The 18,872-nt window shown below is 49.6% G+C and carries 17 protein-coding genes; 13 read left to right on the top strand and 4 right to left on the bottom strand.

All coding sequences use genetic code 11. The annotated features are described in order from the left end of the window. Positions 1-53: 53 nt before the first annotated feature. Positions 54-1,292, bottom strand: coding sequence for a purine/pyrimidine permease (locus KNQ18_RS09085; protein WP_149427056.1), 1,239 nt, complete (start codon positions 1,290-1,292; stop codon positions 54-56). A 107-nt stretch (positions 1,293-1,399) separates the two neighbouring features. Here KNQ18_RS09085 and KNQ18_RS09080 point away from each other — a divergent pair, with 107 nt between their 5' ends. From KNQ18_RS09080 to KNQ18_RS09070, 3 genes are read left to right on the top strand one after another with little or no spacing between them, the layout of a single operon-like run. Continuing rightward, entirely contained in the window at positions 1,400-2,221 is an 822-nt protein-coding gene (locus tag KNQ18_RS09080; protein ID WP_149427057.1) for a LysR family transcriptional regulator, read from the top strand. Between the two features lie 31 nt (positions 2,222-2,252). Then, positions 2,253-3,437 carry an RtcB family protein gene (locus KNQ18_RS09075; RefSeq protein WP_149427058.1) on the top strand — a complete coding sequence of 395 codons (1,185 nt, stop codon included), beginning with the start codon at positions 2,253-2,255 and terminating at the stop codon, positions 3,435-3,437. A 33-nt stretch (positions 3,438-3,470) separates the two neighbouring features. Then, on the top strand, positions 3,471-4,052 hold the full coding sequence (locus KNQ18_RS09070; RefSeq protein WP_149427059.1) for a hypothetical protein: 582 nt from the start codon (positions 3,471-3,473) through the stop codon (positions 4,050-4,052). Positions 4,053-4,085: 33 nt separating this feature from the next. Here the strand turns inward: KNQ18_RS09070 and KNQ18_RS09065 are convergent, their stop codons facing one another. Next, positions 4,086-4,580 (bottom strand): hypothetical protein, encoded by a 495-nt coding sequence (locus KNQ18_RS09065; protein ID WP_050678322.1) that lies wholly within the window; start codon positions 4,578-4,580, stop codon positions 4,086-4,088. A 257-nt stretch (positions 4,581-4,837) separates the two neighbouring features. On the opposite strand from KNQ18_RS09065, the gene acnA reads away from it, so the two are divergent. From acnA to KNQ18_RS09015, 10 genes are all read left to right on the top strand, one after another. Next, positions 4,838-7,564, top strand: coding sequence for an aconitate hydratase AcnA (acnA, locus tag KNQ18_RS09060; RefSeq protein ID WP_023467797.1), 2,727 nt, complete (start codon positions 4,838-4,840; stop codon positions 7,562-7,564). Between the two features lie 57 nt (positions 7,565-7,621). Further along, the gene (locus KNQ18_RS09055; protein WP_133208052.1) at positions 7,622-8,089 is read left to right on the top strand and encodes a DUF3939 domain-containing protein; all 468 of its coding nucleotides are present in this window, start codon (positions 7,622-7,624) and stop codon (positions 8,087-8,089) included. A gap of 190 nt (positions 8,090-8,279) precedes the next feature. After that, positions 8,280-8,987 carry a hypothetical protein gene (locus KNQ18_RS09050; protein ID WP_029341277.1) on the top strand — a complete coding sequence of 236 codons (708 nt, stop codon included), beginning with the start codon at positions 8,280-8,282 and terminating at the stop codon, positions 8,985-8,987. Positions 8,988-9,063: 76 nt separating this feature from the next. After that, positions 9,064-11,307, top strand: coding sequence for an AAA family ATPase (locus KNQ18_RS09045; protein WP_215084598.1), 2,244 nt, complete (start codon positions 9,064-9,066; stop codon positions 11,305-11,307). Between the two features lie 12 nt (positions 11,308-11,319). Continuing rightward, the gene (locus tag KNQ18_RS09040; protein WP_023467801.1) at positions 11,320-11,757 is read left to right on the top strand and encodes an acyl-CoA thioesterase; all 438 of its coding nucleotides are present in this window, start codon (positions 11,320-11,322) and stop codon (positions 11,755-11,757) included. Between the two features lie 238 nt (positions 11,758-11,995). Next, positions 11,996-13,027: a M15 family metallopeptidase gene (locus tag KNQ18_RS09035; protein ID WP_149427060.1), complete on the top strand. Its 1,032-nt coding sequence runs from the start codon at positions 11,996-11,998 to the stop codon at positions 13,025-13,027. Positions 13,028-13,044: 17 nt separating this feature from the next. Continuing rightward, a complete protein-coding gene (plsY, locus tag KNQ18_RS09030; RefSeq protein ID WP_029341281.1) occupies positions 13,045-13,659 on the top strand; it encodes a glycerol-3-phosphate 1-O-acyltransferase PlsY in 615 nt (204 codons plus the stop codon). Positions 13,660-13,850: 191 nt separating this feature from the next. After that, positions 13,851-14,615 (top strand): DeoR/GlpR family DNA-binding transcription regulator, encoded by a 765-nt coding sequence (locus KNQ18_RS09025; protein ID WP_047391234.1) that lies wholly within the window; start codon positions 13,851-13,853, stop codon positions 14,613-14,615. Positions 14,616-14,640: 25 nt separating this feature from the next. Beyond that, on the top strand, positions 14,641-15,303 hold the full coding sequence (locus KNQ18_RS09020) for a copper homeostasis protein CutC (RefSeq protein ID WP_050678318.1): 663 nt from the start codon (positions 14,641-14,643) through the stop codon (positions 15,301-15,303). A 186-nt stretch (positions 15,304-15,489) separates the two neighbouring features. Next, a complete protein-coding gene (locus KNQ18_RS09015) occupies positions 15,490-16,125 on the top strand; it encodes a DUF975 family protein (RefSeq protein WP_050678317.1) in 636 nt (211 codons plus the stop codon). 51 nt (positions 16,126-16,176) lie between these two features. Here the strand turns inward: KNQ18_RS09015 and KNQ18_RS09010 are convergent, their stop codons facing one another. Continuing rightward, positions 16,177-17,058 (bottom strand): NAD(P)-dependent oxidoreductase, encoded by an 882-nt coding sequence (locus tag KNQ18_RS09010; protein WP_214769249.1) that lies wholly within the window; start codon positions 17,056-17,058, stop codon positions 16,177-16,179. After that, complete coding sequence (locus KNQ18_RS09005; protein ID WP_215084596.1) at positions 17,055-18,800, bottom strand: ABC transporter ATP-binding protein; 1,746 nt, start codon at positions 18,798-18,800, stop codon at positions 17,055-17,057. The genes KNQ18_RS09010 and KNQ18_RS09005 overlap by 4 nt, the downstream gene beginning before the upstream one ends. Between the last annotated feature and the right edge of the window lie 72 nt (positions 18,801-18,872).

The raw sequence follows: 18,872 nt of genomic DNA, 5'->3' as shown, positions 1-18,872 counted from the left end.
TGACTCTTACAGGAAAGCGAGGATGATGACATCGTCCGGTCGTACAATACAATTTAGCTCGCCAATCGATCCGCTTGTTTTGCGCGACGAGAACGCACTTTTTCGATGATTTCGAAACCGAGCACAAGCATCGTTCCGACGAGTAATCCGTTACTGAGGAACGGACGAAGCGTCAAAGGCAGGACTTCCGCGATGACGGTTGATTGCAACAAGATACTGATGCCGATGACAGCACTGATCGCAAACGCATGGCGGCGACGGCTATTCTCCATGTTACTTTCAGCAGACTGCCAGGCAATCAGGAACATGTGCGGCAATGTCGCAAGCAACGCGGCACTCGCAACGCTACGCGGTAATGTCGCGATGATCCCGATCAAACTTGGGAAGAAACCGATCAACGCGATGACGAGTGAGGCAATCAAGAACGGGCGACGTTTTCGGCTTCCCGTTTGCGCGATGAACCCGCTCGTGATCGGTAACGGCACCGGCACCAGCGTCGAGAATGTAGCAGCGAGTAAATGAATGACGCCTTCGATGGATAACCCTTGGTGCAGACGTCCTTGTTTTTGAAGCGTCGCTTCGACGGCGCTTAAAGCGGCAATCAAATTGACGACAAGCAAGATCGCGAACGGAATCGCGACAAGGAATGCACTGCCGTCAAACTGCGGCCATCCGAACGGTAACGCTTGTGGTGGTGCGAACAAACTAGACGACGCAGGAAGCGACGGACGGCTGACGAGCCAACCGACGATGATTCCGATCATCAAGGCAAACGGGCGTAAGCGACTCGGTCCGAATTGGCTGAGTCCGAGTACGAGCAAGAACGTGATGATTCCGGCGAGACGTGTTGCCTCGACGGCAAGAACGGCACCGAGCATGACGCCTGTTAATTGAATACATAATAAGAGCAAAAACGTTCCGCTGACGAGCGGTGTGAAGACGGGTAATAAGTATTTCGTCCATCCTGTCAAACCGAGGATGATGAGAACGACGCCGGCAATGACGACGGCTGCCATCGCGATCGTAAATGCTGTTTTTGAATCGACTGGTAGTGCGGCGATGACGACGAAGATGCTGACCCATGATCCGGCAGGTCCCGATACGATCGGAAGCCGGTGGCCGAAGGCTCCGTGTAGGAAACAGGCAATCCCGCCTACAAAGAACGACCGTTGGACAAGGGCAGCTGTCTCGACTGAAGAGAGGTCGAACAGACTGGCGACGACGATTGGTAAGGCGATCGTGTTCGCGAGTAAAAAGACGATCCACTGGAAGGTAGAAGTCGTTTGTTTCATGAAAAAGCTCCTTTCTTAAACTTCAGATATTCCTGCATCATAGCATATGATTGATGTTATGATTCATATATCTTTATACATGAAAACATATGAAAGAGATGATGAATATGGATTTACGCCAGTACCGCTATTTTTGTGCGGTCGTCGAGGAACAATCCGTCACGCGAGCAGCGGAGCGCTTACGGATGGCACAACCTGCATTGACGCAGCAAATCCGGCGGATGGAAGAAGAGCTAGGCGTTCGTCTGATTGAGCGGGCAGGACGCGGGATCCGGATTACATCGAGCGGCAACCGCTTATATGAACGAGCGGTTTCGTTGCTGCAGTTCGAGCAGGAGACACGGATGGAAGTGAGCGACATCGAAGCCGGGCGAACAGGGATTTTGCGGATTGGTGTCAACACGTTATCAGCTAGTCGGCTTGTCGACTGGATCGAGCAGATGAAACGACGACATCCCGGCATCATCTTACAAGTTCACCAAGGAGAATCGAGTGCGCTCATCGAACGGTTGAAAGAGCGGTCGCTTGATGCGGCGTTCGTCCGTCTGCCGATTGATGCGCAAGGGATTTCGATTGAATGGATGGAAGAAGAACCGTTTCATCAAGTCTGGCACCCCGATCATCCGACTGCGGATCTCATCATTCCGAGTCAGGAAGGACTCGGTGTCTTTCAGACGTTAAGTCAACGGCTCGGTGTCGTATCGCAAGAGACGTGTTCCGATGTCTTGACGCTGATTGGACTCGTACGCAGTGGACAGGCGGTGACCGTTTTGCCGGAGAGTACGTTGCGGGAACTGGATATGACAGGGCTGCACCAGACATACCTATCCGGTGCCGCGAGTACGACAGCCTTCGTCTGGTTGACAGAGACGGGACCGACGACACTGACAAAACAATTCATTGAAATCATGAAAGAAACAGCAGAATAATTAAATGGATAGGAAAGAAAGGAACGATCGTATGAAAACAATTCAAGGCACGTATGGGGAAGCAAAGATTTTCACGGATAACGTCGACGACCTGACGATTAAGCAAGTCACAGCTATGTTAGAGGAACAATTTGCGACAGACAGTCGCGTCCGGATCATGCCGGATTGTCATGCTGGAAAAGGATCTGTCATCGGAACGACGATGCATGTGACGGACGAGGTCGTACCGAACCTCGTCGGTGTCGATATCGGTTGCGGCATGTTATGTACACGACTTGCTGAACAAGAACCAATCGATTATGCGAAACTTGACGCGACGATTCAGCGTCTTGTTCCAAGTGGCATGTCGGTACGTCAGCAAGCTCATCCATTGTCCGAACAGGTACCGTTTGATCAAGTGCTTGCACCGTTTAACGAGACACGGGCACGATTATCAATCGGTACGCTTGGTGGAGGGAATCATTTCATCGAACTGAACCAGGATGCAGCAGGACAGCGCTATCTCGTCATTCATTCTGGTAGTCGCAATCTTGGGAAGACGATTGCCGAACATTATCAAGCAGAAGCGGAAACGGCACGCTTCCAATTTGACGCGGACCGAGTCATCGCCGAATTGAAGCAACAAGGGCGCGAGTCGGAGATTCAAGCCACCTTACAGCAATTGAAGGAAAAACGGTCTACGTTTAACAAAGATTTAGCATCTGTTTCCGGCGAAGCGATGGAGCGTTACCTCCATGATCTTAAGATTGCCCAACGATACGCAGCATTGAACCGTCAGGCGATGACCGAGGTCATTTTCGAGGCGATGGGATGGACGGTAGCGGATCAATTCGATACGATCCACAACTATATCGATCTTGACGCAATGATTCTAAGAAAAGGTGCCATCTCTGCAAAAGCCGGCGAGCGGGCAATCATTCCGATGAACATGCGTGACGGCTCCTTAATCGTCGTCGGAAAAGGCAATCCCGATTGGAACTATTCCGCGCCACATGGAGCAGGTCGTATCATGTCGCGGTCAAAAGCATTCAAAACAGTGGAACTGGATGCGTTCGAAAAGACGATGACCGATGTCTGGTCAAGTTCAGTCGTCGCATCGACACGTGACGAGTCGCCGTTCGTCTATAAACCGATGGACGAAATCATCCGTAACACGAAAGAAACGGTCGATGTCGTCGAGATCATTAAACCGCTGTACAACTTTAAGGCGAAATGATGGAAGGGTATCAACAATGGGGGAGGATGTTCTATGAACTATAAGGGGACTATGCTGATTCTGTTTTCAAGTGTGTTTTTAATCGCTGGATGCACGGATGAGGCGGTTATGACGGAACAGAAAAAAGTAGAAGTCAAAACTACTACGCATACGAATCAGAAGACGAATCAGACGAAACACCCCATCTTAAATCCAGTTCAGTATGAAAAGCTGTTCAAGCATATGAATGAACACTTGAAGATGGATCAGTTTCAGTTGAAGGGAAGTACGATCGGTGCAGACTTCACGGCTGTCGACCAATCATTGAGTTTTGGTAAGAGACGTTGGTTAACGGTTGACGGAACGATTGACACACCGTCGACACAGGAGACACTTTATTTTGAAAACCAGAAACAAGATACGCAGTTAGCGATTCATTTTGCGTATACGGATCGATACATAGGCAATGATCTGGTTCAGTATCAATCAAACGGTGGTTACGGCGAGCTCATTATCATTAGCTACAAAAACATCCTCATATCCGTACAACAAAATTCATTAAACAAAGTAGATTCTGACACGACACAGGAAGCAGCAAAACAGGTGATCCAGGAATTAAAAAACGTTCCCGCCTAAAACGAGAACGTAAAGAAGACAACTCTGATTTGATTAGACTGCACCATCCGGTAATGTCTCACCTGTCCGGCGAATCGTCGCTCCGAGTTCAGCGGCGATCGCATTGACGGCTTCTGAATCTTCGTTGACTTCACTGATCAAGATGACACCGTAATGGTCAGGATTGATCTGATTCAGCGTCCGGTTGAATAAATCAAACGATTCCCGCTCGTTCTTCTCATCCCGGTTCGCACCGATCAAGTAACCAGCAACGGAGCCGACGAGCATACCGAACGGGCCACCGACGACACCGATTGCCATGCCGATCAATGAGCCTTTGAAGGATTGGTCCTGTTGCGTGAAGTCGATGGCATCGATGAAAGAGAAGCCCTCTGCTTCGTCACGTTTTGCGAGAACCATCTGATCCATCTCGATTTCCTTGATTGCCTCGAGATCCTTAATCATCGCAAAGCCTGTTTTTGCTTTTTCTAAATCACTGAAAATGATTGTCGTAATGACGTGCGTTGCATCGCTTTTATATTTCGCCATAATAAACGCCTCCACAAGAATCGGATATCGTACTACACTTTTTAAGTACCCTGAACATTCTAAATGGAAACGCGAGACTGGAAATATGAGAAAAACAGGACAACAGAATAATTTTCTAATATCGGCAATAAGTAAAACTTATCGAAAGTCTTTTGTTCTTTCAAATTGTAACGGAATCCATATTATACTATGATAGAACTGTACAAGTAAGCGGTATCAGGGGCTTGATGTCGTGAACACTTAAAGGGGGAATCACCATGAAGCAAACAGATGTGTCGCAAGATGTCTTTGGCGCACGCCGTTCGTTTGAAGCAAACGGTAAGAATTATCAGTACTATAGTCTTGAAAAATTGGAAGAACTCGGATTGACGGAAGTCAAACGTCTTCCATACTCGATTCGTGTCCTACTCGAGTCAGTACTTCGTCAACAAGATGGTCGTTCGATCACACGTGAACACGTCGAGAACTTGGCGAAATGGGGAACAGCTCAAGTTTCGAACGATGTCGATGTTCCGTTCAAACCGTCACGCGTTATCCTTCAGGATTTCACAGGTGTTCCAACGGTCGTTGACCTCGCGTCACTTCGTAAAGCCATGCAAGATCTCGGTGGAGACCCATCGGTCATCAACCCAGAAGTACCAGTCGACCTCGTCGTTGACCACTCGGTTCAAGTCGATGCTTACGGTTTTGCTGGAGCACTTGCAGAAAACATGGATCTCGAATTCGAACGTAACGAAGAGCGTTACAAATTACTTCGCTGGGCGACATCGGCATTCGATAACTACCGTGCCGTACCACCAGCAACAGGGATCGTCCACCAAGTTAACCTCGAGTACTTGGCATCTGTCGTCCTTGAAAAGGAAACAGCAGACGGTACAGTTGATGTGTACCCGGATACACTCGTCGGAACGGACTCACACACGACGATGATCAACGGTCTTGGCGTCCTCGGTTGGGGAGTCGGTGGGATCGAAGCGGAAGCGGGCATGCTCGGACAGCCATCGTTCTTCCCAGTACCAGAAGTCATCGGTGTACGCATTACAGGTGAGATGCACCCAGGAACGACAGCAACAGACGTTGCCCTTCGTGTAACGGAAATGCTCCGTCAAGAGAACGTCGTCGGTAAATTCGTCGAGTTCTTCGGTCCATCACTCCACTTGATGTCATTATCTGACCGGGCAACAATCGCGAACATGGCGCCAGAATATGGTGCAACATGTGGATTCTTCCCAGTCGACACAGAAACATTGACGTACCTTCGTCTGACAGGTCGCGATGAAGAATTGATCGAAAAAGTCGAGAACTACTCGAAAGCAAACGGTTTGTTCTACACGCCACAAAACGAAGATCCAACATTCACGAAAACAGTCGAACTCGATCTTTCGACGATCGTTCCTGCCCTTGCTGGACCAAAACGTCCACAAGACCGGATCGATTTGACGGATGTTCATACATCATTCAAAAAAGCGTTGACGGCTCCACAAGGAAACGCTGGATTCGGCTTAGCCGAAGAAGAAGCGAACAAAGTCGCTGTCGTTCAGTTCGAAGACGAAGCAGTTGAAATGCGTACGGGTGACGTGGCAATCGCTGCGATCACGAGCTGTACGAACACATCAAACCCATACGTCATGATCGGTGCGGGACTCGTCGCGAAAAAAGCGATCGAACTCGGTCTTTCGGTTCCAAAATACGTCAAGACATCACTTGCGCCAGGATCGAAGGTCGTTACGGATTACCTCGAGAAATCAGGACTCCAAACGTACCTTGATGAACTCGGCTTCAACACGGTCGGTTACGGCTGTACGACATGTATCGGGAACTCCGGTCCACTCGACCGCGCTGTCGAAGACGCGATCCTCGGTTCAGACTTACTCGTTTCGTCTGTCCTCTCCGGTAACCGTAACTTCGAAGGTCGTGTCCACCCGCTCGTCAAAGCGAACTACTTGGCTTCACCGCCACTCGTCGTCGCGTATGCCCTTGCAGGAACAGTCGACGTCGATATCATGAACGCGTCACTCGGAACAGGCAAAGACGGACAAGAAGTCTTCTTCGCTGACATCTGGCCATCACGTGATGAGATCCAAACGATCATCAATACGGTCGTCACACCAGAAAGCTTCCGTGCAGAATACGATTCAGTCTTCACAGGAAACGAACGTTGGAACAATCTTGACGTGCCAACAGGGGATCAGTACGACTTCGACGGTGAGTCGACGTACATCCAAAACCCACCGTTCTTCGAGAACTTGGCGAAGGAAGCTGGTCAAGTCGAAGCACTCAACGGACTCCGTGTCTTCGGTAAGTTCGCTGATTCGGTCACGACGGACCACATCTCACCAGCTGGTTCATTCTCGAAAACGACACCAGCCGGTCAATACCTCGTCAACAAAGGGGTTGCACCAAAAGACTTCAACTCATACGGTTCACGTCGTGGTAACCACGAAATCATGATGCGCGGAACGTTCGCGAACATCCGCATCCGTAACCAAGTCGCACCAGGTACAGAAGGTGGCTTCACGACGTACTGGCCAACAGGCGAAACGATGGCGATGTACGATGCTGCGATGAAGTACAAAGAAGATGGCACGGGTCTCGTCATCCTTGCTGGTAAAGACTATGGTATGGGTTCTTCACGTGACTGGGCAGCAAAAGGAACGAACTTGCTCGGCGTCAAAGCCGTCATCGCGGAAAGCTTCGAGCGGATTCACCGTTCAAACCTCGTCATGATGGGTGTTCTTCCACTACAATACGTGGCAGGCACGACAGCTGAAACACTTGGTTTAACAGGTGAAGAAGCGATCAGCATCGCAATTGATGAGTCTGTTCGTCCACGTGACATCGTTAAAGTCACAGCGACAGCGGCAGATGGAAAAGTCACTGAATTCGAAGCGATTGCTCGTTTCGATTCAGAAGTCGACATCGATTACTACCGTCACGGCGGGATCCTTCCAATGGTCCTTCGTGAGCGTCTCCAACAAGCATAAGTTGTCTAATCAAAGGTGGGGGAAACCCCACCTTTTTTTGACGAGAGGAGGAAAAAGGTGAACCGATTCAAGAAGTGGTTTCAACCGAAGGAGGACGACCAGCCGTTGCCGATGCGTGACGTGACGCTTGATGAAGTCAAACAAGCGACGCATGCCTTTGAATCCGAACTACCGAAAGGGACGAATCGTACAGTGCTGCTAGATAATGAGCAACGCATCGACTTAAAGCAGTTGGAGCCGTATTTAAAGGTTCGTTCGACACAAGTGTTTTACATGTCGCGTGAGACATTCACCATCATGGAGGCAAAAGACCGGGAACTCGTCTATGAGATGGATCATGTCCAAGTTGCCGTTGATCGCTATTTTGATCGGGTGAAGAAACTCCCGTTGAAACCGTATAGCAAAACGTTCCAAGTCGACTGTGCGATGTTGTTTCAGGATGGCTATTTGCGTGAAATGCCGCATCATAGCTATTACTTGGTCGATGAGTCGATGATCGTCTCGCTGACGCCGAAGGAAGCATAAACGTAATCAAGGGTGGACCGAATTCATTTGGTTCGCCTTTTTTGTCGTCCTGACCGTTTTTCTGATTTGTTCAAAAGTCTGACGAATTTAGTCAGAAATCGTGAAATCTCGGACAAACCCTTTGTATTCTCCTTATAAAACCGATACGATGATAAGGAATAGAGACTTGAGCTAGGAAGGTGTACATGGCATGACGAAACGAACGAGCACGTGGATTGCAGTAGCAATCGTGGCAATGGCGATCCTCCTTGCCTACAATTTTTATCTCTTGAACAAGACGCAGACCGCAAGCGATGAAAAAGCCGCGACGGTCAAACCGTTTTATACGATGACACGCATCCAATATGTTGAGAAGAAGCTCGCGACGAAAAAAGATGAACTTGAATCACGCACGTATGAAGTCGTCTTTAATGACAAAGGTCATTTTCGGACAGAAGTCGTAGATGGTCCGTCAAAAGGATCGCTTGCGATCTGGAACGGGACGATGTTCCGTGAGTATGATGCGACAGGGAAGTTAGTCAATGAGACGAAAGCGGGCAAGAGTGTCAGTGCGCCGCGCCCATTCCTCTCACGTGGCTTCAACGAACAGATCCTCGCTTTCATCAACAAAGGTGACTTTGGACAAGTCGAGGGAGAAGCGGACATCGCCGGAATGGCAGCGGACGTGTATGTGAAAAAAGAACCGTCCAGCACGGTACCAGAAGAATGGATCAAACAATATCCATCGATTTTCGATAAAGAAAATAACCAAGAACAAGCAACATATTATGTCGCTTCCGACCGTTCGAAAGTACTCGGTGCGGAGTCACGCAATAACGGTAAATTGTTCTACTCTGTCAAGATGAAGAGTTTTGAAACGATCGATACGTTCGATCCGGATTGGTTAAAAGCAAAATAAACAAGAAACGACCGGCGATGACGCTACGAAACGGTAGCGGACAAAGTCGGTTTTTTCGAGACGCAGGAGGTTCAACATGGAAGCATTCTCGAAAGAGGAGATGTTCAATCAAATCAAAGCGTGGGAAGAGGGCGCGAAGGTCGAGGAGGTGCTCGCCTTACGGTATGCTCAAAGTAGCCGGTTGCTTGGAGAAACGGAAGCACTCGTCCGCATCTTGGCGTTACTCGTCGAACATCGCTATATCATGACGGGACGACTGGATGCCTTAGCTGAGAGTTGGATGCAAGAAATCCGTCAGCATGGTCGATTGCCAGCTCGTCTTGAGCAATTGTTGACGGAACAACAATTACAAAGTACGTATCAGCGCCTTGTCGCGCATACGTTTCCGACGATTCGCGAGACGGACAATGCGAACGCCAAACGATCAGCGACGAAAGAACTGATTCTCCAAGCAAGTCAAATCGTCGAGGAGACGGAACAAATCGTCGAACTGACGGAACGACTGCGTCGGTTGGATGCCGGACGCTGGACGGAACTGTTCGAAGCTGGAACGGCATTACTGCGTTCGAGTGCCACGCTTGAACAGACAGCGCAGACATTCGTCGATAGCTTGCAAGAGCGTTTCTATTCCCGGGAAGCGTTTCGCGAGATGACGGAACTGAAAGCGACGACGATCCAGGATCTCAAACGTGTCGTCGCTTTGCTCCCCGTCGAAAGCAAACAAGTCGAACGCTCAGCACTCGAGGAACTTGACGCGATGATTGGTCTCGAAGACATCAAACAACGGGTCCATCATATGTATCGCTTCTTGAAGTATCAACAGAAGCGATCGGAAGATGGCTACCGTTCAAGCGATCAACCATCGCTACACATGATCTTCATGGGTAATCCCGGAACCGGGAAAACAACCCTTGCCCGTCTGATGGCAAAGATCTATCACGAGCTCGGACTTCTCGAACGACCGGAAGTCGTCGAGACGGATCGTTCGTCACTCGTCGGTGCGTTCGTCGGTCAGACGGAAGAACAGGTCATGAGTAAAGTCCGCGAATCCGTCGGAGGGGTGCTCTTCATCGATGAAGCCTATGCCTTAAAACGTGCCGGACAAAGTGGGAACGATTATGGTCAGGCCGCGATTGATACGCTCGTCGCAGCGATGACGAGTGGGGAATATGCAGGGCGATTTGCGGTCGTGCTTGCTGGATACCCAGAAGAGATGCGTGATTTCCTGAAGGCGAATCCTGGACTCCGGAGCCGTTTCCCGGAATCAAATCATTATCTACTCGCCGACTATACGGATCAGGAGCTGCTCGCCATCGGACGGTCGATCGCGACTGCGAACGATTACGTCTTGACGGAACAAGCAGAGCGGGCGTTGCTCGGTCGTCTGGAACGAGAACGGGTTGACGCCAGTTTCGGAAATGGACGCGCCGTCCGTAATATCGTGCTTGATGCGATCTTCAAGAAGGGATCAAGCCTTGGAGAGAGTGCCAGTCACGAAGACTTTGCCTTACTTGAACAAGAAGACTTCGAGATGGTGCAAGAACCGGATGCAACCGTTGAGGAGCGGATCGCTTCGCTCGTCGGATTGTCTGATCTTAAAGATGAACTCAAACAGATTGAAGCTCTGTTGTCGATGCAAAAACGTCGCCGGGAAGCTGGTTATAAAGTCTTACCGGTCGAACTACATGCGGTCTTTAGCGGCAATAGCGGAACCGGAAAGACGACCGTCGCGCAGCTCTATGCCGATGTCTTACGACAATGCGGTTATTTAAAACGGGGACACTTGAAAGTCGTCAGCCGGGCGGATCTTGTCTCTGGTTACGTCGGACAAACGGCGCAAAAGACGCGAGACGCAATTCGCGATGCGCTGGGTGGTGTCTTATTCATCGATGAAGCGTATGCGTTAAACGGTGGAGCGAACGACTTCGGGAAGGAAGCGATTGATACGCTCGTGGATGAGATGACGAAACATCAAGATAATCTCGTCGTCGTCCTTGCGGGTTACGAGCAACAGATGAACGCTTTGCTTGCGAGTAACCCAGGATTGAAATCACGCTTCAAACGGTCATTCCACTTCCCGAATTACTCGCCAGACGAGTTGATTCAAATCATTGAAGGATACGCAGCGCGGTTCGGATACGAGCTGACGGAGGACGCACGATTGACGCTTACCGAGAAGATTGATGTCGTTCCAAACGGAAACGCACGGGCGGCGATCACGATCGTCGAACAGGCGATCGCGAAGCAGTCGATGCGATTAATTGACAAAGTTAGCTTATCCGGTTCAGAATGGTCCTATCTTGAAAAAGAGGATTTTTAAGGGGGAAGCTACATGCACACGATTGAAATACCTGTCCGCTACGCCGAGACGGACATGATGGGCATCGTCTATCATTCGAATTATCTCGTCTATTTGGAACTCGCACGGACGGAATTGATCCAGTCCTTAGGTCTTGACTATAAGGAAATGGAAGATGCGGGGTATGTCTCCCCGGTCACGAATGTCAATCTCGATTACAAACGCTCGTTGACGTACGGTGATACAGCGGTCGTCACAGTCTGGATTGATCATTACGATGGACTACGGACGATTTATGGCTATACGGTCAAACATCCGGACGGGAAGCTTGCGGTATCTGCGAAGACGACACATGTCGTCGTCAAGAAGGAAAACTTCCGACCGATTCGCTTGCCGAAGGTGTTCCCGAACTGGCACGAAATTTATGAGAAGATGAGCGAGACGGACGCAGCACTCTTAACGGAAGCGTGAAGAGATACATCAAAAGCGGGATCGATTTTTGAATCGATTCCGCTTTTTTTCTTTTTTTCAGTCTGAACAGTAAAAATTAGCACTTGGTACTAACGACCGATGACAAAGTCAGGATCATTTGCGAAAATAAAGAAGCTGAAGTAAGGTAGGGACTTACTCCATCTGTCGGAAGTAGACTCGACGGATGGAACGATTAGCGGTAACATAGAGAAGCATAAAAAGAAGAGGGGTCTTACTCATGAAAAAAATCGTAACCGTCAGTACGTTAGCGCTTCTCCTTGCAGGATGTAATCCTGGGGATCAACAAGCGGATGATACAACGAAAACGGAACAGAAATCAGATGAGACAAAACAATCAAACGACGAAACGAAAAAAGAAGACACAGCAAAAGACACGAACAAAGAAGAAACAAACAAAACAGACGAAACAGCAAAAGACGATACGTCAGAAGAAGCAAAACAAGAAGACAATTCGTCTGATGCGGCAACGCAAGAAGATCAAGAATCTTCAGATGAGACGAAAAAAGAAGAAGAACAAAAAGACGATACACCAGCTTCAGAGAACAAAACAGAGGACAAAAAAGACGAATCGACGGATAAACCGGATAGTTCATCTCAGGATCCAGAACAAGAGAAACCGTCGAAACCAGAAGATGAGACACCAGACGTCGATAAATCAGCAGATGCCAAAGCAGATCTATCACTTGGTAATCTCGTCGTCGTCAATAAGAAATACAGCTTGCCAATCGACTACAAACCATCGGATCTCGTCGTCCCAGACGTCAGCTTCTCATACTCAGGTGTACTTGAGCAGAGCTACATGCGGGCGCCAGCTGCGAAACAGATGGAGAAGATGTTTGCCGCTGCTAAAAAAGAAGGCGTGACATTGAACGCAGTTAGTGGATTCCGTTCAGGCGAACGTCAAAAAGTATTGTATAATAATTATGTCGCACGTGATGGCAAGGCAGCTGCTGATCAATATTCAGCGCGCCCTGGTAACAGTGAACACCAAACAGGTCTTGCTTTTGATATTTCGGCACCAAGCGTTGGTAACGGGTTGACGGCTGCCCTTGGTGATACGAAAGAAGGAAAATGGATTGCGAATAACGCAGCTAAATATGGTTTCATCGTGCGCTACGATCGTGGCTTCCAATCACGGACAGGCTATACGTATGAGCCATGGCACATTCGTTATGTCGGTGTCGATGCCGCGACACAAATTAAAAATAACGGACAGACTCTTGAGGAATATATGAAAGTCGGTCACTAAGAGGTTGGAGGTTGACTATGATTGAAATCATAGGGATTTTAGTTCTTGGCTATCTGCTTGGTTCGATACCGTTCGCACTTCTCGTCGGGAAGTGGGGACACGGGATGGATATTCGCCAACATGGTAGCGGGAATCTCGGAACGACGAATACGTTCCGTGTCTTGGGAAAAAAGGCGGGAATCATCGTCTTGATCGGTGATTTCGGAAAAGGAGCCGTCGCAAGCCTCGTTCCCATTTTGATGGGAGCAGACATACATCCGTTGTTTGCTGGACTAGCAGCTGTCATCGGTCATATCTATCCGATCTTCGCGAAGTTCAAAGGCGGAAAGGCAGTTGCGACGTCCGGAGGGATGTTGCTCGTGACGAGCCCTGTTCTGTTCATCTTCCTGCTCGTCTCCTTTTTGACGACACTCCGTCTGAGCCGGATGGTGTCGCTTAGTTCAATCGTGGCGGCAAGTGTTGGAATCGTTGTTTCCATCACGATTGGAGTCTTGACGAACGACTGGATCGTTCCGACGTTCTTTACGGTTCTTGCCTTGTTCGTCATCTTCAAGCACCGTGAGAACATCCAACGGATTCGCCAAGGAACAGAGTCTAAGATTCCACTCTTTGCAAAGAAACCGTCTGAATGAGTCATTAAGACGCATCTACATCTCGTTCATTGAGATGCGGATGCGTCTTTTGTTTGTGGAAAAAGTCGGATAACGGACGAATTCAACGACATTTCATAGGAACTACACGTTTATTTACATCGGATTTACAAGACCTTTACAGATGTTCGATACACTAGAACTAGAACTTGTCTGTGAAGGGGGAAGCGCACGTGTCGTTGTTAGGAGAAGAGCGGAAATCACGCATCATGGAATGGCTGGAAGAGGAAGGGAAAGTCATGACGAAGGATTTGATCGAACGTCTCGATGTCTCGGGAGAAACGGTACGACGCTACTTAGAGGAGCTCGAACGGGAACGGCAGTTGAAGCGCGTCTATGGCGGTGCCATCTATCAAGGAGGAAAACGAGAAACACCGATCTCGCGTCGGACGGATCAGTTGTCTCGCCGTTTAGCGCGTTATGCGAAAGGATGGCTCAGCGATTATTCCTGTATCTTTCTTGGTCGAGGCGAGCCGGTCGAGCATCTGTTGCCGTATTTAACGGGGAACGCGACGATCGTCACGAACTCACTAGTGGTCGCTAGTCACTTGGAGCAGTGCCGCAAGACGGGACCGTTCAAAGGTGAAATTCGGTTACTTGGTGGGACGGTCGATGCCTATGGGCAGACGGTCGGAGTCGAAGTCTTGCAGGCGCTCGATGCCTACGCTTTTGATGCCTGTTTTCTATCGTTTGACGGTGCCGAAATCGAGCGTGGCTTTGTCAGCGATGATATTGAATCCTCGCTGATTCAAAAAGCCGTCATCAGTTGTACGAAAGACGTTTATGCCTTTTTGGCGAATGATGAATTCCAGGGCAATCGTAAATATAAGGTGGCAGAGTTCCGACGTGCGAAGATCGTCCTCAGTCCAGCCTCCTATCCACCATCGTGGGAGATGAAACTGTTCAACGAACGCGTGAACTGGATGGTCGTCTCATGATACACTGATGCGGGAGGGATGTATCATGTTAGAAATCATCGCATCGACCGTAGAAGAAGCGGTCGCAGCAGAACAAGCCGGAGCGGACCGAATCGAGCTCGTTTCCGCATTATCCGAAGGTGGGTTGACGCCGAGCTATGGACTGATTCGTCAAGTCGTCTCGACGGTCGAGATTCCAGTTCACGTCCTCGTTCGACCACATAGTAAGTCGTTCGTCTATTCGAAATCAGACGAAGAAACGATCATCACGGATATCGACTTGATCCGAGAACTCGGTGCTGCCGGGATCGTCGTCGGCTCATTGACCGCAGACGGTCGCGTCGACGAAGGCTTCCTTGGTCGCATCATCAAACATAAAGGGGAACTGTCATTGACGTTCCACCGAGCAATCGACAGTAGTCGCGATATTCTCGAAGCGGCAGAAGTGCTCGCTGATTTTCCAGAAGTCGACCGGATCTTGACGTCGGGTGGTCAAGCGACGGCGTTAGAAGGAAAAGAGACAATCGCTCGCTTGATCGAGGACCATCCGGACTTGATTATCTTACCAGGTTCCGGGATTACGCTTGAGAATGCGGAAGCACTTCTTGAGGCGACGAAGGCATCGGAACTACATGTGGGTTCCGCTGTCTTACAAGACGGTATCATTCAAAAAGAACGTGTTGAGGCATTGACGCGACTTCTGCGCTAATCCTATACCGCACGAATCCATTTTTCAAATCTTATGAGATGAGAGAAATGGATTTTTTTGTATGTGTTCGTGACGGATTTTCGACGATTCCGTGACGCGTTTGAAAAGCAGAGCGGGATAACTAGGTTTTTCAACGGGACTACGCTAGAATCAAAGATGGAAATAGTGGAAATGAAGGAGTACGACATGAACCCTAAACAATTAAAACAAGACGCCCTTGGTACACTAAAAGGACGTTGGTTGGTCGGGCTAAGCATCTCGATCATCTACTTCCTTATCTTTGCGCTTGCAGCAAGCCGGATGTCCTTTGACCAAGATGACATCGACAGCATGGTCCGTTTCATCGGACTGAACATGGTCGTAACGATCGTGCTTGCTCCGGTGACGGTTGGACGAACGATTGCTTACTTACGCTTCACACGCGGGGAGTCTGCCGGTATCGGAACGTTATTCGAAGGGTTTTCTTCGTTTCGACGTGCTTTCCGGACGATTGCTGCGTATGCAATCGTGACGGTATTGGTGTATGTCGGATCATTTTTGATTTTACCGGCATTGTACTTTTATCTAGCGTATCGCCTCGTCCCGTACATTTTGGTCGACCGACCAGAATTGTCGTTTTGGCAAGTACTTGGCGAGAGCCGTCGGATGATGAAAGGGCATAAGCGTGAATTGATCATGCTTTACTTGAGTTTCATCGGCTGGGGTATCCTCGCACTACTTAGTACTGTGGGTGTCATCTTCTTGACGCCATATTTCGATACGACGATGGCACACTTCTATGAACGCTTGAAACCAACACGTCAATCATCCGTCGAGGGATGAACGAAAAAAGCCTGTACATTACGTCAGTAGACGTAGCGTACAGGCTTTTGCTTATTCTACCGAAGCGCGTGAACGTTCGGCGAGCAACAGATAAAGCGCTTGTGTACCGGAATCGGCGTGACCCAGCTCAGCAAGTTGTTCATATAAATCCTTCGTCAGTGCGAGACCAGGTGTCGCGATGCCCATCTCAGCTCCTCGCTCAAGGGCAAGGCGCATATCCTTTATGAAGTGTTTGACGAAGAAACCAGGTGAGTAGTTTTCAGCGATGACGCGCGGAATCAAGTTCTCAAGACTCCAGCTACCGGCAGAACCAGATTTGATCGTCTCGATGAATTGCGTCGGGTCAATCCCGGACCGCGTGACGAACAACAGCATCTCCGCTGTTCCGATCATCGAGCCGGCAATCGCGATTTGGTTCGCGAGTTTCGCCGATTGTCCTTTACCAGGACCACCGAAGAGTGAAATCGATTTTCCCATCGCTTCGAATAAGGGCTTCGCTTGTGCGAAAGCCGCTTCTTCCCCACCGACGAGAATGGCGAGTGTTCCGTTCTTCGCGCCGAGGTCACCGCCTGTGACAGGTGCGTCAAGTGCCTGAAGACCGCGTGCTGCCGCTTCCTTCGCGATTCGTTCTGCAAGAGCCGGACTGGATGTCGTCATGTCAATCAGAATCGTTCCTGGTGCCGCATGATCGAGGATTCCGTCTTCAAAGTAGATCTGCTCAACGTCTTGCGGATAACCGACGATCGAGATGACGACGTCGACATCCGTGACGACGTCTTGAATCGTATCGACGATCTCGACACCATCTGCTTCAAGGACAATTCCTTTTTCTTTCGTGCGATTATATCCTTTGACTGTAAAACCTGCCTTGCGCAGATTGCGGACCATGCCTTGTCCCATGACACCTAATCCGATGAAACCGACTGTCTTCATACGTGATTCCCCCTTGCACGTTCCGTGCCGATGAATTGTTGCGTTACGAGCTTATTATACAATGGATTGTCGACGACAAGACGATCATGTGTCCCGATGCCGGAAATCCGACCATCTTCAAGGACGATGATTTGATCGGCATGACGGACCGTCGCGAGACGATGGGCGATGACGAACGTCGTCCGTCCGACCATCAATCGCTCGAGTGCTTCCTGAACGACCCGCTCGGACTCGGAGTCGAGGCTTGACGTGGCTTCATCCAGTAATAGAATTTCCGGATCTCGGAGGAGTGCACGTGCGATCGCGATCCGTTGGCGTTGACCACCGGACAACTTGACACCCCGTTCTCCGATTTCAGTTGCATACCCCTCCGGAAAACGTTCAATGAACGTATCGGCATTCGCCATTCGTGCAGCCTCACGGATTTTGTCTTCACTGACGTCTTCTGCAAGACCGTAGATGAGATTGTCACGGATCGTTCCCGATAAAACAGGTGAGTCTTGCGCAACATAACCGATCGCTTGGCGCCAAGACGATAACGTCAAATCAGCGATAGATTGATCTCCGAGTCGGATCTGACCGGACGTCGGTTGATAGAATCGCTCAAGTATCGCGAATAATGTCGTCTTCCCGGATCCACTCGGACCAACGATCGCTGTCGTCTTGCCGCGTGGTAACGTAAAGCTGACATCCTGGAGGATGGGCGTCTCATTGTATCCGAATGACAGGTGATCGACCGTGACATCCGTAAACGGATGCGGCGCAACAAGCGCTCCAGGTGCTTCCGGTGTCTCATCGAGAAGCTCGATGATTCGCTCTGTCGCCCCGCGAGCCTTCTGTAACTTCGTGATGAATTCAGTCATCGTCACGAGTGGCGTCATGATTTGGAACAAATAGAGTGAGAAGGCGACGAGTTCACCCGCCGTAATCTGGTTCGTCGCGACGCGGTAGGCACCAAAGCCAATGATCAAGATCAACATCGTCGTTAAGGTGACGTTGAATATTGGCAACAAGAGGGCTTGAATTCGTCCTTCCTTGACGCCATAGCCATAAAGATTCTCAATGCGAGTTTTCCCACGGTCCAACTCATAGGGTTCTGTCGCTTGCGATTTGACGAGTCGGACTTCGCCGAGCATCTCGGCAAAAAAACCGGATAATCCTGCGAGTTCCTTCTGAGTCTCACGGGATATCTTATGAAGCTTCCGCACGAGTGGAATGATGATTAGTAACGTCACGGGTACAGCGATGACCATGACGAGTGTCATCTGCCAGTCGAGGAAGAACAGGATCGTGATTGCTCCGATGATCGAGACGAGCGATGTCAGCAGGCGGACGAGTTGCTCCGACAGCAATTGCTGGAGTGTCGTAGCGTCACTATTGAGCCGAGAGACGAGCTCACCAGATTTCGTCTCATCATAGAACGGAATCGATAAGGTCAACAGGTGTTTCCATAAGAGCGTCCGCAAATTAGCGACGATTCGTTGACCGACGATCTGTAACCAATAGATGGACAAGGCGTTCGCGACGACTTGGACGACGAAGACAATCACGAACAAACTGATCAGCTGCGGAGTCAGTCGATCGACTGTAAAACCATCAATCAACGTCTTTAAGAACCAAGGAATGGCGAGTGCAGCCAGCGCTTGGATGACGGAGACGGAAACGGCAGCGGATAATAATCCGACCGGGGGTTTCGTTTTTTTCAATAACAGGTAAAAAGATTGGAACGTCGCAGCGTTCATTTCAACACATCCTCTCTTTTCCATTGTCCGAAAGAACGAAGAAACGGTCAAATGGGAAACGCGACTTGACAA

Origin of the sequence: Exiguobacterium sp. s78 (genome assembly GCF_018618985.1) — a bacterium.
In the GTDB taxonomy this organism is placed as follows: domain Bacteria; phylum Bacillota; class Bacilli; order Exiguobacteriales; family Exiguobacteriaceae; genus Exiguobacterium_A; species Exiguobacterium_A abrahamii.
The sequence above is the reverse complement of the archived record's forward strand: the minus strand, read 5'-3'. Positions and strand labels throughout refer to the sequence as shown.

Coding starts and splice junctions, on each gene's coding strand:
- KNQ18_RS09085 (WP_149427056.1), bottom strand. CDS start 1,292: ATGAAACAAACGACTTCTACCTTCCAGTGGATCGTCTTTTTACTCGCG.
- KNQ18_RS09080 (WP_149427057.1), top strand. CDS start 1,400: ATGGATTTACGCCAGTACCGCTATTTTTGTGCGGTCGTCGAGGAACAA.
- KNQ18_RS09075 (WP_149427058.1), top strand. CDS start 2,253: ATGAAAACAATTCAAGGCACGTATGGGGAAGCAAAGATTTTCACGGAT.
- KNQ18_RS09070 (WP_149427059.1), top strand. CDS start 3,471: ATGAACTATAAGGGGACTATGCTGATTCTGTTTTCAAGTGTGTTTTTA.
- KNQ18_RS09065 (WP_050678322.1), bottom strand. CDS start 4,580: ATGGCGAAATATAAAAGCGATGCAACGCACGTCATTACGACAATCATT.
- acnA (WP_023467797.1), top strand. CDS start 4,838: ATGAAGCAAACAGATGTGTCGCAAGATGTCTTTGGCGCACGCCGTTCG.
- KNQ18_RS09050 (WP_029341277.1), top strand. CDS start 8,280: ATGACGAAACGAACGAGCACGTGGATTGCAGTAGCAATCGTGGCAATG.
- KNQ18_RS09045 (WP_215084598.1), top strand. CDS start 9,064: ATGGAAGCATTCTCGAAAGAGGAGATGTTCAATCAAATCAAAGCGTGG.
- KNQ18_RS09040 (WP_023467801.1), top strand. CDS start 11,320: ATGCACACGATTGAAATACCTGTCCGCTACGCCGAGACGGACATGATG.
- KNQ18_RS09035 (WP_149427060.1), top strand. CDS start 11,996: ATGAAAAAAATCGTAACCGTCAGTACGTTAGCGCTTCTCCTTGCAGGA.
- plsY (WP_029341281.1), top strand. CDS start 13,045: ATGATTGAAATCATAGGGATTTTAGTTCTTGGCTATCTGCTTGGTTCG.
- KNQ18_RS09020 (WP_050678318.1), top strand. CDS start 14,641: ATGTTAGAAATCATCGCATCGACCGTAGAAGAAGCGGTCGCAGCAGAA.
- KNQ18_RS09015 (WP_050678317.1), top strand. CDS start 15,490: ATGAACCCTAAACAATTAAAACAAGACGCCCTTGGTACACTAAAAGGA.
- KNQ18_RS09010 (WP_214769249.1), bottom strand. CDS start 17,058: ATGAAGACAGTCGGTTTCATCGGATTAGGTGTCATGGGACAAGGCATG.
- KNQ18_RS09005 (WP_215084596.1), bottom strand. CDS start 18,800: ATGAACGCTGCGACGTTCCAATCTTTTTACCTGTTATTGAAAAAAACG.